This is a genomic window from Pedobacter steynii (genome assembly GCF_900103665.1).
Lineage (GTDB): Bacteria > Bacteroidota > Bacteroidia > Sphingobacteriales > Sphingobacteriaceae > Pedobacter > Pedobacter steynii.
Window position 1 is genome coordinate 253,865 of the sequence record NZ_FNGY01000007.1, and the last position, 17,184, is coordinate 271,048.

Annotated in this window: 1 protein-coding gene (running past one end of the window); it reads right to left on the reverse strand. The window is 47.9% G+C overall.

Annotated elements, in window-relative coordinates; all coding sequences use genetic code 11:
* Positions 1-17,184 carry the 3' portion of a non-ribosomal peptide synthetase gene (locus BLQ87_RS20345; protein ID WP_074610438.1) on the reverse strand. 16,797 nt of this gene lie beyond the right edge of the window, so only the last 17,184 of its 33,981 coding nucleotides appear in the window; the start codon falls outside the window, past its right edge; it ends in the stop codon at positions 1-3.

Consider the following 17,184-nt stretch of genomic DNA (forward strand, 5'->3'; position numbering starts at 1 on the left):
TTACAGTTCTATAATTGTGGCGTCTTCGTCAGCAAGATCATCCTGCTGAAGCTGGATATACTTTGCGAGTGTATCTATCGTGCTGAGCTCAAATAAGGTTCTTACGCTGACGTCGGTACCAAATGTTTTCCGGATCGCTGAGATCATCCGCATGACCTGCAGGGAATGTCCGCCGAGCTCGAAGAAGTTGTCGTAAATACCGATCTGGCCTAGTCCCAGCAGTTCCTTCCAGATCTCCGTAAGGAGTTCTTCCGTTGAGTTCCGCGCAGCAACATAAGCGCTGGCCGTCAGGACAGTCACATCGGGTTCTGGCAAACTGCGTTTATCGATCTTGCCATTGGCGGTCAGTGGCATATGTGGAATCTGAACCCACCACGCAGGCACCATATAATCCGGCAAACGTTCCTTCAGGAACTGGATTAACTCCTCTTGGTTAAAGTCTGCTTCTTCAGCCACGACATAACCTACCAGACGTTTATGACCGGCATCATCGGTTTTTAACACCACCGTTCCCTGGGCCACCAGAGGACATTGCTCTAAAGCATTGATGATCTCTCCGAGTTCGATACGGAAGCCACGGATCTTCACCTGATCGTCATTACGGCCAACATAGCTCAGGTTTCCATCTGGCAAAAGGCGACAAATATCTCCGGTTTTATACATCCGCTCCCCGCTTACAAAAGGATCGTTCAGGAAGGCTGCTGCAGTCTGTTCCGGAAGGTTCAGGTAACCACGGGTCACCTGTACGCCAGCGATGTAAAGCTCACCGGATACCCCGGCAGGAACCGGTCTTAACAATTCATCCAGCAGGTAGGCCCTGGTATTACCCACGGCACGACCGATCGGTACACCTTCCTGAAGCACTGCGTCATTCGGATATTCGTACCTGATGGCCACGATACTCGTTTCTGTCGGCCCGTATTCGTTATAGAACCTGACGTAAGGTTTCCATTTTTCGGCCAGTGAAACGCGGCAGTATTCTCCACCGGAAACAATTCGTTTCAGTCCGCCGTAATTCCCGGCAGCCATGGTTTCCAGGAATCCCGGTGTTGCATCGATATGGGTAATCTTTTCATTAATCAGCAGCGCTTCTAGTGCAGATGGATTCAGACGTGTTTCTTCGTCCAGCTGTACCACCGTTCCTCCATAGAATAATGCCAGGAAGATCTGTTCTACCGAAGCGTCGAAATTATAGTTCGAGAACTGAAGGATGTTGTCATCCTCGTCTGTTCCGAATTTCTCCGCGAGATAGGTCAGCAGGTTGATTACCCCCCCATGCTCTACCAGTACCCCTTTCGGCAATCCTGTAGAACCAGAAGTATAAATCACATAAGCCAGATCTGAAGGGCTTTTGCCAATCGCCGGACTTAGGGCTGAACAATTGCTCCAGACTCCTTCCGGATCGTCGAGTAACAAGACCGGCAAACCTGTTTCCGGTAAATTCTCTGCACTGATGCTACTGCTCAGGATCATACCTGCTTTCAGATCTGCCAGGATATAAGCCGTCCGTTCTGCCGGAGAATCCGGAAGTATAGGAACATAAGCAGCACCGGCTTTCATGATGGCCAATATGCCGACCATCATTTCCACAGAACGTTCGATGAACAAAGGAATCATCACCTCCTGACCTGCGCCAAGACTGATCAGGTGATGGGCCAGTTGATTGGAGCGTGCATCCAGTTCCGCATAACTAAGGCGGCTGTCCTGGAAAACCAATGCAGTTGCCGAAGGCGAAAGCAAGGCCTGCTCTTCAAAAAGATCAGTCATGGTTTTATCTGCAGGATAATCAAATTTGTTATCGTCCGCTAACAGGGAGCTGCGTTCTGCTGCCGACAAGATTTCGATGTCGTCCAGCGTTCCTTTTTCAAGTTGCAGTATTTCCAGTAATGCAGCATGGAAATGACCTGCCATGGCTTCTACATATGTAGTATCAAGCAAACTGCTGTTGTAATTAAACGTAATGTTGATTTCATCGCTTGTGCCAATGACCAGACTCAGCGGATAATTGCCCTGCTCGTTCATGCTCAATCCTTCCGTCTCTAACTTCCATGATTGTGCAGAAAAGACTTTGTCGACCGGATAATTTTCAAAAACAAGTAAACTATCGAACAGCTCACCAGCTACCGAAGACCATCTCCGGATCTCATTCAGGCTGCTGTACTGGTATTGGCGACTATTGATCTGATCGGCCTGTATGGCTTGTAACCAGGCCGGGATCACAGGCGAATTGGCGGTAGAAGCCCTCAGTGGCAGGGTATTGATGTACATCCCCACCCTTTGCTCCACACCATTCAAATCGTCCGGCCGGCCGGAAACAATGACGCCGTAACTCACTTCCTGATGACCGGTATAACGGGACAACAGGTAGGCCCAAACCCCTTGCATTAAGGTGTTCAGGGTGATGTGCTGGCGTTGAACGTATTGGGTCAAACGGCTGGTCAGTTCCCGGTCGAGGTATAGGTTTTTGTCTTTAAACTCACCTATCCCCTTGGTCCGGTCTGCAGTAATGCTGATGAAAGGCAGTAAACTCGCCTCTTCCAGGCCGTTCATGTATTTCTGCCAGTATCCGCTTGCTGCTTCCTCGTCCTGTCGCTCCATGTAACGGATATAATCTTCATAACGGTCTTCTGCAACAGGTACCAAAGCTTCCCCGCTAAGGAGTGATTCATAAACCTGCAACAGTTCTCCAAGCAATACGGCCAGGGACCAGCCATCGAGTAACACATGGTGATAAGTCCAGAACAGGCGGTACCGGTTTTCCTCCAGACGAATCAAACGGATGCGCATGAGTGGCGCATTCTTCAGGTCAAAAGCATCCAGACGATCTGCCTGCTCGTAATCATGAACATAATTGTCGCGCTCCTCTTCATTCATCATGCTGCAATCCAGGATGCTCAACGGAATCTCTACCTGGGTATACACACATTGCACCGGAATCTTAAACTCGTTGGTATAGAAACCGCTGCGCAGGATGCTGTGGCGCTGAAGCAATACGGCCCAGCTGTCGGCAAAAACTGCAGTATTCAGGTTGTTTAATATCGTGGTAAACTGTTCAATATAAGCACCCGCCTGATCATCGTATAAACTGTGGAAGAGCATGCCTTCCTGCAGGCCACTTAAACGGGACATGCTTTCCAGCTGTGAACGGCGGGATGCACCCTGATATTCCGCATCGAGGAACTGATCGAGTTCTTCATTGCTGATCTCTTCCCCTAAATGGTAATCTGAAGGGGTAAACACAGGTTCAGCTACGGCAACACAATGGCTGATCAGATCTCTTAAATGAGCCAGGTAATTTTCTGCCATGGTGGCGATGGCTTCCGGATTGAAATGGCGACTGCTATAGCTCCAGCTCATCTGCAATTCTCCGCCCTGAATCTGACTGTTCACACTGATCAGTTCCCTCACAGAATGTCCATCAGCAATGGATTTCCCAGAGGATTCCGGCGCACCGGAAAGTAAAGTATCTTCCGCTTCACTTACGAGGTTATCCAGTTGTCCGAGGTAATTGAATTCTACTTCCCATGGATCTTTGCCCTGCAATGCAGGCGCTTTGTCCAGGTATTTTAACACACCATATCCAAGCCCTTTATCAGGAACCTGACGCAATTGTTCTTTTAAATTCTTCAGTAAAGAAGCAGTAATTCCATTGAAAACGGTCTCTCCATTAGAAGAGATATTTCCATTGGAAGCAGGATCTTCATTAGAAGAGGTATTTCCATTGGAATTGATGTGTCCGTTAGTAGAAACGTCCAGGACCACAGGATATAAACTGGTAAACCAGCCTACTGTTCGACTGATATCGATCGCTCCGCCGATGTCTTCACGGCCATGGCCTTCCAGGCCAATCACTACCCGCGAATTTCCATTCCATCCGGCTAAAGTTAAGGCCAGTGCAGACAACAAGAGGTCGTTAATTACGGTATGGTAAGCACGTGGCGCATCCTGTAGCAACTGACGGGTAAAGACCGCATCCAGGCTAACCTGATGTTGTGCGATGTCTTTTTTGGTCAGTATTTCCCTCCAGTTATACGTGGTTTTAAGTCCCCCTGCCGATGTCGACATACCAGTTCCTGCCTGTGCCGAAGTCCAGTAAGCCAGTTGATTTTGCACTTTTTTCCGGTTGCCATAACCCTGCAAGGCGGTATGCCACTGACGATAAGAAGCCGTTTTATAAGCAGGAAGTGATGAGCCGTTTAACAACAATTCCAGATCCTCCAACAGGATTCTCCAGGATACTCCATCCACCGCAAGGTGATGAATCACCAGCAATAAACGGTTGTCGGTTTCAGCATGAGGGGTCAGGATCAATACTGCCCTGAACACCAAACCATTTTCCAGATCGAGGCTGGACTGCTGCTGGTCATTGTGTGCTTCAATAGCTTCATGTAATTCTGCTATAGCAAGTGCAGAAAAATCAGTGACTTCCAATGCAGTGGTATCCGCACTATACTGTTGCTCCCAGCCGCTTTCAGTGGAAACATAGCGGAAACCTAAAGCATCATGGCTTGCCCCAAGCTGATTAACCGCTGCAGCCAATTTTTCCAGACTTACGCTCTTCTTCACTTTAAGCAGAACAGACTGGTTATAATGAGACAAATCCGGAGAAGCAGATTCAAAATAATGCTGTTGAATCGGCAGCAAACCACTTGATCCTTCCAGTTTTCCTTGTTCTCCCGATGCGGCACCCAAAGCTTCCGTTGACAAACGGAGAGATAGACCAGCAATCGTCTGATGCTGGAACAAATCTCTTGGATGAAGGTTAAATCCTGCACGGCGGGCACGGCTCACCACCTGAATGGTGATGATCGAATCGCCTCCCAGTTCAAAGAAATTATCATAAATACCTACTTCTGGCAGGTGTAACAGCTCTTGCCAGATTCCAGCAAGCAATTGTTCCTGTTCGTTGCGCGGTGCCACATAGGTATGACTTTGTAAAACCGCCTGTTCCGGCTCAGGTAAGTTCTTGCGGTCGATCTTGCCGTTGCCGGTTAAAGGCAATTGCTCCATCGCCACAAACCAGCCTGGAACCATATATTCCGGCAGCTGACTTTTCAGCCAGGCCACCGTCTGTTCTCTGTTAAATTCAGCTTCGCTCACTACGTAAGCCACCAAGCGTTTATTCCCGCTTTCATCGGTTTTCACTACCACTGCGGCCTGAATGATGCCTGCTGCCTGCTGAATCACCGTCTCAATCTCTCCAAGTTCAATCCGGAAACCACGGATTTTCACCTGGTCATCGATACGGCCAAGGTATTCAATCGTACCATCAGAAAGCCAGCGGCCAAGATCACCAGTCCGGTACATCCGGTTTTCCGGAGCTTCAAACGGGCAGGATACAAATCGGGAAGCTGTCAGATCCGGGCGGTTCAGGTAACCCCTCGCCACGCCAATCCCGCTCACACAAATCTCTCCGGGAACTCCTGCCGGACACAATTGTCCGGAGTTGGAAATCACATAGATCCGCATGTTCTGTACGGGCTTACCGATCGGCACATTGATCCTTTCCGGCGCTTCCCACATGATGTGGTGACAAATATCATCAGATGCTTCTGTAGGTCCGTAAGCGTTCACCACCGGAATCCGGCCATAGTCTTTATGGGCAAACCATTGTACCAGTAAAGGCTGGCTTACCGCTTCACCCGTTACAAGTAAATAGCGCAACTCATGTAGGGTAGCCGGGATGTTTTCCTGCAACACTGCAGTCAGATAAGAAGGAACGAGTTCCAGAATCGTAATCCTGTCGTTCTCCACCTGCTGAATTAGTTTTGCCGGTTCCAGCAGTTGTGCGGAAGAATAAATCACGGTAGTACCGCCAACCATTAAGGCAGAAAACAACTGCCATACTGAAATGTCAAAAGTATAAGATGCGGTAAAGGCAACCACAGTACTTTCATTGAGTTCCAGGTCATTGACCTTCGCATACAGGTGGTTCAACATCCCTGCATGCTCAATCATTACCCCTTTAGGTTTTCCGGTAGAGCCGGAAGTATAAATCACATAAGCCAGATCGCCAGGCGCAGCAGGCTGTACAGGAACAGAATTCTCCCAGGTCCGGATTTGCTCCCAGTCGGCATCGATCAAGACCGCATCCAGTGTAGCAAAGGCTTCGGTTGAAGCTTTCAGTTCAGCACTGGTCACGACAACTGTGGCCTGAGTATCTTCCAGCATAAAGCTGATCCGTTCTGCAGGATAAGCAGGATCGATCGGCACATAGGCCCCTCCTGCTTTCATGATGCCCAAAATGGCTACCGCCATTTGCTCTGAACGTTCCAGACAAACCGGAACGAGGCTGTCCTTTCCGATCCCTTTATCGCTCAGGTAACGTGCAAGCTGACCGGCACGTTCGTCCAGTGCTTTATAGGTATACACCTGATCTTCAAACACAATGGCATTTACATAAGGACTTAGGAAGGCCTGTCTTTCAAAAAGGCTGATGGCAGTTTCGGTATGCGGATAAACTGTTTCTGTGGCATTGAACTGGCCAAGTAACTGCTCCATTTCTTTGCCATCCAACATTTCCAGTGCTCCGGTTGGAACAGCAGGATTTTGAACCGCAGCTTTTAGTAAGGTTTCAAAATGTCTGCTAAATTTCTCTATTGTTGCTGCCGTGTATAAGTCTGTACAATAAGTGATATAACCGTTCAAAATGCCATTGCTTTCCAGCATATTGACCGTCATGTCGAACTGTGCCGTTGCGATGTCGACTGTTTCTGTAGTCAGCTCCAGCTCTCCCAGACTCAGTTCCGGTACTTCCGGCGTATTGTGCAATTCAAACATCACCTGGAATAAAGGCGTACGGCTGAGGTCTCTCTCTTTTACCACCGCTTCCACCACTTTTTCAAATGGCAATTCCTGATTTTCATAAGCGTTCAGCGTGGTTTCTTTCAGCTGCTGCAGGAAGTCAATAAAGGAATTCGTTGGTTCATACTCACTGCGTAAAGCAAGGGTATTCACAAAAAAGCCGATCAGTCCTTCTGTTTCCTCTTGTCCCCTTCCTGCAATGGAACTGCCCACACAGATATCTGTTTGTCCGCTGTAACGGGCAAGCAGGACTTTAAATGCTGTTAGCAAAGTCATGAACAAGGTTGCCTCCTGCTGACGTGAGATCAAATGTAACTGCCCCAGCAACTCCGCAGAGAGTGCAAAAGTGTGTATCGCAGCGTTTTTACTTTGCAATGAAGGACGCTGGAAATCTGTTGGCAGCTGCAGGGCTTCTGTACCCTTAAGTTGTTCTTTCCAGTAATTCAACTGCTTGCTGAGTAATTCCGGTGTCAGGTGCTTCCGTTGCCAGATGGCAAAATCTGCATACTGAATTTGCGGTGCAGGCAATTCGTTTGATTTACCACTTGAAAAAGCTTCGTAATACGCAGCAAGTTCATTCACAAGAATAGACACAGACCAGCCATCGGAAGCAATATGGTGCATCGTCAGGATCAGTACCGCATCCCATTCGCCCAATAAGATCAGGCGGGCACGAAGCATGTGATCTGTTGCCAGGTCAAAAGGCTTCATCGTAAATTCGGAAAGAACCGCAGGCAACAGGCTCGCATCTTCCTGCTCTTTTGCAGAAAGTTCAATAGATTCCATTTGCCATAAATCTTCTCCCAGAACCTCCTGACGCGCTTTACCATCTTCTTCCAGGATCACGGTCCGCAGGACTTCATGACGGTTCACAATCTGGCGGATTGCCTGTTCCAGTGCAAAGCGGTTCAGATAACCTTTTAGCCTTAATGCTGCAGGAATGTGATACTGGATACTGCCTTCCAACTGGTCAATAAACCAGAGTCTTTCCTGGTTAAAGGACAGCGGAATGTGCTCCGGCCTGACTTGTTTTTCAATACTTTCTCTAAGTAGCTGAGGAGTCTGTTGCTCCAGATAAGCGGCTAAGCCGGCAATATCAGGATAGGTAAACAGGCTCTTCACTGCGATTTCTGTCTGTAATATTTTCCGCGATGCCGAGATCAGGCGCATGGCGAGCAGGGAATCTCCGCCAAGGTCGAAGAAGTTATCGTGGATACCGACCTTTTCTACCTGGAGCAGCTCTGTCCAGATGCCAGCCAGGGCCAGTTCTGTTGCGCTTCGTGGCGCTTCATACTGTCCGGTTAAACCGTTATTGGCATCTACCTCCGGCAGCAATTTCCGGTCTACTTTACCATTGCTGGTCAGCGGGAATTTGTCCAGTGATGCCCATAACGCAGGAACCATATATTCCGGTAAACGTGCTTTCAGGAAGTCTATGAGGGCTTCCCGGTTAAAGTCCCCTTCGGGTATTAGATAAGCGACCAGTTGTTTATGTCCGCGATGATCCGGACGGGCCATTACTACGGCCTGTTTTACCAGATCACTTTGCTGTAATACGTTTTCAATTTCACCCAGCTCGATGCGGTAACCACGGATTTTCACCTGGTCATCGATACGGCCAAGGTATTCTATGTTGCCATCTGGTAACCAGCGTGCAAGGTCTCCACTTCGGTATATTCTGCGGTATTCTTCCTGATCAAAAGAAAGGTTCTGATCTGTCACAGATCCATGGTTGAAAGCATTTTTATAACCAGAAACTATTTCCTTAAAAAAAGGATTTGGGACAAACTTTTCGGCAGTCAGCTCCGGGCGGTTTAAATAACCCCTTGCCAACCCTGCACCACTGATACAAAGCTCTCCGGGAACACCAACAGGACTCAACTGGTTGGCGGCATTCAGGATATAGACCTGGGTATGACTTACCGGAATCCCGATTGGCGGCGCCAGTTCGCTGTTTCCGGCAAGCAGTTCATAACTTGTCGTCACCACGCTGTTTTCCGTTGGCCCGTAATTATTCACAACTTTATACCCTAATCCTTCCAGCGAAATCGCCGATAAACGGTCTCCACCAGCAAGCAGGTATTTTAAAGCCAAATCACGTCCCCTGCTTTCCGTTACAAATTCCGGAATCAACACCGTAGATAAAAAGCTATGGGTTACTCCTGACTGGCTATAATAATCAACCAGCCCCGAAGGTGATAACCGCAGTTCATCATCAATGATATGCAGGCTTGCTCCGGCAACCAATGTTGGCCAGATTTCCCATCCAAAGGCATCAAAACCAATTCCTGCGGCAGCAGTACTTACACTTTGCTGATTCAGTTCATAACGTTCCAAATGCCAGCTCAGTAAATTAGAAAGACCAGCATGGGTAATCTCTACCCCTTTAGGTAAACCGGTAGAACCGGAGGTATAAATCACATAAACCAAATCAGATAAACTGATCAGTTGTTCCGGTGCAGTGACCGAATATTCTTCCGTTAACGACCCAAAATCAGCCGAATCCAGAACTTCAATACCTTCAGGAATTTCAAGGTGGGCAAACAGTTCTTCATTGCTGATCAGTACATCAGACCCACTATCGGAAAGCATATATCCGATACGCTCTGCCGGATAACCCGGATCGATCGGAACATAAGTCCCCCCTGCTTTCAGGATCCCCAGCATACTAATAATAACTGCGGCAGATCTTTCCAGACATACAGCAACCAACACACCAGTGCCTACTCCATGATCGCGGAGGTAATGTGCCAGACGGGAAGATTGTTCGTCCAGTTCCTGATAACTAAGCTGTTCATTTCCGCAAACAATTGCGGGATGTGCAGGCGATAAAGCAGCTGCTTTTGCAAAACGTGCAACCACATCAGCTGTCGGCAATGCCGAAATGCTTTTTGCATTGAAATCCTGCAACAATTCCTGCCGCTGCGCAGCAGAAAGTATTTCTATTTCATTTAATAATACATGATCTGAGGCCACCATGGCTTGTAATGCCTCATTAAAATGTCCGGCTATCGCTTCCATATCGGCAGTTGCCAACAGGGAACTATTATAGCTGAAGTAAACCGTAATTTCTGCGGCCACCATCACCGCTACGGTAAGCGGGTAATTGGTATGTTGTTCTTTTCTGAAATTTTCGACGTTCAGGCTAAGTGCCTGACCTGTTTCAGGAGCAGAAGGATAATTTTCATAGACGAGCAAGCTGTCAAATAAATCGCCCGAAATTCCTGCCCAACGCTGTATTTTATTTAAGGAAAGGTGTTGGAATTCCCGGCTTTCCAATTGTTCTTTCTGAATGCACTGCAACCAGTCTGCTACCGTTTGTTGCCCCTCAACAGTAATGTGGAAAGGCAAAGTATTGATGTACATGCCGACGGCACGTTCCACCCCAGGTAAGCGGTCGGGCCTGCCCGATACGGTAATTCCGAAAGTCACTTCCTGCTGTCCGGTATACCGATGCATCAGATAAGCCCATACGCCTTGCATCAGGGTATTCATCGTGATGCGCTGACGTTGGCTATAGCGCGACAAACGGTTCAGGATGCCTGCATCCAACTGCAACACATGCGTCCGGTAATCTCCGATTCCTTTATTCCGATCGGCCGTAGAACTGATGAATGGCAATAAGCTGCCTTCAGAAACTTTCGACAGGTAATTTCTCCAGTAAGCTTCCTCTTTCTCCTGATCAGACTGTTCGGTATAGCGGATATAATCCTCATAGCGGTCTTCTGCAGGCGATGGCAATGGTTTCCCGGCAAGCAATAACTCATAATTTGCCAGTAAGCCTTCCATCAATACCGGCATAGACCATCCGTCGAGAATGATGTGGTGATAGGTCCAGCACAGGTGCTGCTGCTGATCATTCAAGCGGATCAGGCAGATGCGCATTAAGGGGGCAGTACTAAAGTCAAAACCTTTGAGTAAATCTGCCGCTTCATAATCCAGGATCGCCTGTTGCTGTGCAACTGCATCTTTATCGCGGTAATCCAATAAAGTCAGCGGAACCGTTACATTTTTATAGACAGCCTGTACCGGAATGGCAAAGGCATCGGTATAGAAAGCAGTCCTCAGGATGCTGTGTTGTTTTAGCAAATGGTTCCAGCTGCCGATAAAGGCATCCACATTCAGTCCCGACAATTCTCCGGAAAACTGTTCCACATAAGCATGTGCGGTATGGTCAAACAATCCATGGAACAACATTCCTTCCTGTAAACCACTTAAACGGTACACACTTTCTATTTCAGTTCTGCGCGCTTTCCCCTCAGTTCCTTCTGTTTTCCCCTCCACCTCTTCCTCCATAAAACGGTCCAGCTCTTCAATACTAACCACTCCGTTCAGGCCAAAATCAGCAGGTGTAGCGATCGTTACTTTTTGTGCAACACAATGGTCCAGGATGGCTTTTAAATGTTTTAGATAGGCATCAGCCATTCCTGCCACACTTTCTTCATTGAAATGTTTGTTACTGTAGCTCCAGTAGAGCTGCAGGCTATCGCCGAAAATCATTCCGGCAACCGATAAAGGCTGACTAACCGGTGTTTGATCCGCCGATGCGGCAGCAAAGGAATCCCATTCCGGACGACTAAAATTGCCATGACTGGAACCCGAGCCCGACTGTCCAAGGTAGTTAAACAAAACATCCCATGGATCTTTGTCGGCTTTTGCCGGATTGCTGCCCATGTATTTCCATACGCCATATCCCAGACCTTTATCCGGAATTTGCCGTAATGTTTCTTTCACCTGTTTCAGCGAATCCCCAGGTCCATTTTTTGCTTCCAGAAGTACCGGATAGATCGTCGTAAACCAACCCACAGTACGGCTCAGATCTATATTTGAGGCAATGTCTTCACGGCCATGCCCTTCTAATCCGATAGATACCGTTGCCGTTTCATTCCATTCCGCTAAAGTCAGCAGCAAAGCTGTTAACAAAATGTCGTTGATTTCCGTGCGGTAGGCTTTTGAAGCTTCCCTTAAAAGCCGGTCGGTATACACCGGGTCGAGTTCAACTTTATAGCTGTTTATCTCTCCCAGACGGAGCTGCCCTTCCGGTTGTTTATCCGTTCTCAAAGGCACAAATGCCTTGCTGATCTCTTCCCAATAGCTTTGCTGCGCAAGGAATTTCTTCCCCTGACCATAGCTATTTAAAGCATGATACCATTGTCTGTAGGCACTGGTTTTGGCACCCAATACTACCGATGCCGGTTGTCCGGCATGTTGCAGCAGGAGTTCCAGATCTTCAGAAAGGATGCGCCAGGAAACGCCATCTACCGCCAAATGATGAATGATGAAACACAGTTGATGTGTTTCCACAATGGATGGCGACAGGAATAACAAGATCCTGCATAACACCCCTTTTTCAATATCCAGTCTTTCCTGATTTTCCAGCGTACGGATGGCGACCTCTTTATGGAAGTTCTCCTGATCCAGGAATTGCAGGTCGATGACTTGCAGCTCCGGCAATTGCTCCGTATAAGTCTGGGTCCAGAAACCGTCTTTTTCCTGATACGCAAAGCGGATCGCATCGTGATAACTGATCAGCTCTGTTACTGCTGCAAAAAGTACTTTCAGGTCCGTATCTTTAACCAAAGAGAAGCTCAGTTGCTGGTTATAATAAGACCTGGCAGGATTTTCTGCCTGCAGGAAGCGTTGCTGAACCGGCAATAATCCGCTGCTTCCCGATAACAATCCTTGTTCTGAATCTACTGTTGCACTTTGCTGAACTGCCAGCTGTGCCGCCAGACGTGCAACCGTCTGAGCGGTAAATATATCTTTCGGGTTCAGTTCATATCCTTTGCGTCTGGCACGGCTCACGACCTGAATCGTGATGATGGAATCTCCGCCCAGCTCAAAGAAGTTGTCGTGAACCCCGATTTTGTCCAGTCGCAGGACTTCCTGCCAAATGGTTACAAGGGCCTGTTCTGTTTCATTGCGTGGTGCAACATAATCGCTGACTAGCAAAGCATTGATATCCGGTTCCGGCAATGCCCTTCGGTTTACCTTTCCATTTGCCGTCAGCGGAAGTTTTTCCAAAGCCACAAAAAGCATGGGAACCATATAATCCGGTAACCTGGTTTTCAGGTAAGTCAGGATCGCTTCTTTATCAAAAGTCCCTTCCGGTACGATATAACCTACCAAACGTTTGTTTCCAGCTTCATCAGCTCTCGCCAGGACGACTGCCTGATCGACCAGTTCACAAGCCCTTAATGCCGTTTCAATTTCACCAAGCTCAATCCGGTATCCCCTGATCTTCACCTGATCATCGTTCCTGCCGATGAACATGATGTTTCCATTCGGCAGGTATTTCACGGTATCGCCCGTGCGGTAGAAACGCATGCCGCTCTCCGGAGCAAAAGGATCTGTAATGAATTTTTCCGCAGACAGGCTTTCGTTATTCAGGTAACCCTTTGCAACGCCATATCCACCGATCAGCAATTCTCCAGGCACCCCTACCGGACATAAATGTCCGTTGGCATTAACCACGTAGACTTTGGTATTTGAAAATGGCTTCCCGATTGGGATATTTTCCTGATCTGTATAAATATTTTTCACCACATGAAGCAGTTTACCGATCGTGGTTTCGGTAGGTCCGTAATGGTTGACCACCATACAGTTGCTTCCTGACTGCCTGATCTGCTGAACCAGTTCTCTGGAAAGTGCTTCTCCTCCAAAAATGAGGAGTTTTTCCGGCAGGAGCAGAAAATCAGGTGTAGAGAGTGCTTTCCAATGTGAAGGCACAATTTTAATGCAATCTACCGGATGTTGAGAAAGATAACTTTTCAATTCATCAGGGTCATTGACGGCTGCTTTAGAGAAGACATGCAAAGCCCCACCATTTCGCAATGCGGTAAATAAAACCGTATTTCCAAGGTCGGTGGCAATGCTCGACATCAGACCGAAAGAGCGGCATTCCAGAACCGGAAGCGCATCCTGTAAACCCGCCATATAATCCGACAGGTTATGGTGGCTCAGCAATACCCCTTTCGATTTTCCGGTACTTCCCGAAGTATAAATCACATAAACCAGATCGGTCTTAGTTACCTTTACTGCCGGAGCATGAACCGGATAGCTGTTCCACAAACCGGCTTCCGAATCCAGGCTTAGCACCTGATCATCGGAAAGCGACAATAATGGTTTACAGGCGGCACTGCTCAGGGCGATGGTAGCTCCTGTATCTTTCAGCATATGGCTGATCCTATCGGCCGGGAAATCCGGATCGATCGGTACATAGGCTGCTCCAGCCTTTAAAATTCCCATCAGACCGACGATCATGTTCAGCGAACGTTCGATGCACAATGGCACTAATGCGCCTTTCTGAACGCCTTTATCAATCAGGTAATGCGCCAACTGGTTGCTTCGCTCGTCCAGTTCCTGATAGGTCAGGGATTCCTGTTCGTACATCAGCGCGGTAGCTTCCGGAGTACGGATTACCTGTTCCGTAAATAAATCTACAAAAGTGAGTTCTTCGCGATAGGTAACTGCTTTCTGACTAAAGCTTGTTATTTCCTGAAGCTCAGTTGCGCCGAGCAGGCTCAATGAACGCGGACTAATCACTGCTCCTGAAGCGAGCTGTAGCAAGACCTGTTCAAAATGTTTTGAAATCATGTTTACCTGACGTTCGTCCAGTAATTCCTTGTTGTATTCAAAACGAATGTGGATCTCTGCTCCGGCCATGATCACCAGCCATAAAGGATAATTGGTTTGTGAAGTGATCGAAGCATCTTCCATCTTCAGTTGCCATTTCCGGCCTTCCAACACTTCCGTTACCGGATAGTTTTCAAATACCAGTAAGGTATCAAACAGTTCTCCCTCTACTGCTGCCAAGCGCTGCAGCTCATTTAATGGGGTATATTGGTATTCGCGGTTCTGTAATTGTTCCGTTTGGATCGACTGAAACCATTCCGAAAGCGGGTTGTCAGCCACTTTCACAAACAGTGGTAAGGTATTGATGTACATTCCTACCGCCTGTTCAATTCCTGTTAAAGCTTCCGGGCGACCCGATACGGTGACGCCGTAAACGACGTCCGGGCGACCGGTATAGTGAGACAAAAGACAGGCCCAGACACCTTGCATTAAGGTGTTCAACGTAATGTGATTGCGTTGTGCATAGGCAGATAGCAGGGCAGTTGTTTCTTTGCCGACAACCCTCTCTTTCAGACGGTAAGTTCCGATTCCCTTACTACGGTCGGCGGTGGTGCCGACAAATGACAGTAAGCTTCCTTCCTGAACAGGCTCCAGGTAATTTCGCCAATGGTTTTCGGCTTTCCCCTGATCGTCTTGCTGCAGGAAGCGGATGTAATCTTCGTAACGGTCTTCCTTTAGCAAAGGCAAAGCATTTCCGCTGATTAATTCTTCATAAGCTTCCAGTAATTCCTGCAATAAGACCGGTACAGACCAGCCATCCAGTAAGATGTGGTGGAAGCTCCAAAGCATATGGGTACGTTGCTCATCCAGACGCGATAAGCAGATGCGCATCAAAGGAGCCTGTGTAAAGTCAAAGCCTTCCAGACGGTCTGAGGCCGCATAGTCATGCAAAGCCTGTTGCTGTGCCGCAGCATTCAGATGGCGGTAATCAAAAACAGACATCGGTAAAGTCAGTTCTTTATACACGCATTGCACCGGAATGTTAAAAGTATCATAATAGAAAGCACTTCTCAGGATGGTATGCCTGCGCATCACCCAATTCCAGCTTTCCATCAGCAGCGTTTCATTTACGGAAGTCAGTACGGTATTGAACTGCTCCACATAATTTCCGGCAGCAGCATCATAGAGTCCATGAAATAACATCCCCGACTGAAGCCCGCTTAACGGGTACAACCGATCGATCAGGGTTCTTCGTTTTTTACCATGAGCACTTCCGCTACCGGGAACATTGGCGTTAGCGGGAACATTTTCTTCAAGAAAACGGTCCAGTTCCTGGTAAGTCATCACTTTACCCAATCCGTAATCGGAAGGCGTAGCAAGCGGACTGCTTACTGAAACACAATGGTCAATCAGGGCATTCAGGTGCTGAAGATAGCTTTCGCCGATGCGCTCAATACCTTCGACAGTAAAATGTTTGGTGCTGTAGCCAATGTCTATGATCAGTTCTCCGTTGCGGACCATGCTGTTGATGGCCAGCTTGTCCTGGAAAATAAAATCTCTACCTACGGAAGCACCTGCGTCTTCAGTAGCAATAGACAGGTGTCCGACTCCGCCTGCGGCATTGTCCACTTGTCCTAAATAGTTAAATACGACATCCCATGGGTTTTTGCCCTGCAGGGATGGAGATTGATTAATGTATTTCAACACGCCGTAACCAATCCCCTTTTCAGGGATCAGGCGCAGTTGTTCTTTGGTGTTTTTAAGGACATCAGCTGCTCCTTTTTCGGTACCGATGGTTAACAGTACAGGATACAAGGCCGTAAACCAGCCTATTGTCCGGCTGATATCCGCAGCCTCAGAAATGTCTTCCCGGCCATGGCCTTCCAGCCCGATGGAGATCCGGGTACTTTCATTCCATTCTGTTAAAGTAAGGGCCAGAGCGCTCAGCAAAATGTCATTGATCTCGGTATGGTAAGCTTTCGGTGCTTCCTGTAATAAGCTGGAAGTTTGCAGCGCATTTAGCGTTAATATATAACTGGCAGTATCGCCTGAGCTGATCGCTGTGAGGTCTTCTTTTTCCGTTTTTAATGGCAGGTATTGGGTTGTTGTAGTTTTCCAGTAATTTTCCTGATTCAGTAGCGCCGGGCGCTTACTATAAGTCTCCAGTGCTCCCGCCCATTGGCGGTAAGCATAACTTTTAGCAGCAGTTAAAACCGGATTTTCTGAAGGACCTTCGGGCAAGTTTTCGGCAGGACCTTCCATCAAGAGTACCAAATCGTCCAGTAGGATTCTCCAGGAAACCCCATCAATGGCGAGGTGATGTACCACGATGAGCAAGCGGTCAAAGGACTCCGTTTCCGGTGTCTTCATCAATAGGGCACGAATCAAAATGCCCTGCTCAATGTCCAGGCTTCCCTGTAAGCGGTTACCTTCCTCCCTGATCGCTTCAGCAAGCTGATCCTGGGAAACGTACTGAAGATCTGCAAGCTCCAGTTCTCCTTCATAGGTTCCGTACAACTGAATCCAGCCATCCGGACTTTGCTGATAGCTGAACCTCAGCGCATCATGGTATTGTATCAATGCTTTAATCGCTTTTTCCAATGCCGGAGCAGCGGTGTTTTTAGCGATATTTAATAAAAGGTGCTGGTTAAAATGTGAGCTGACCTGTGCGGCATCTCCAAAAAACCATTGTTGTATTGGTAATAAATCACTTTCTCCGCTCAGTAGTCCCTGTTCTCCGGTGATAGATTTAAAGCTGGATTTTTCCAGCTGAGCAGCCAGTCTGGCCAGGGTCTGATGGATAAA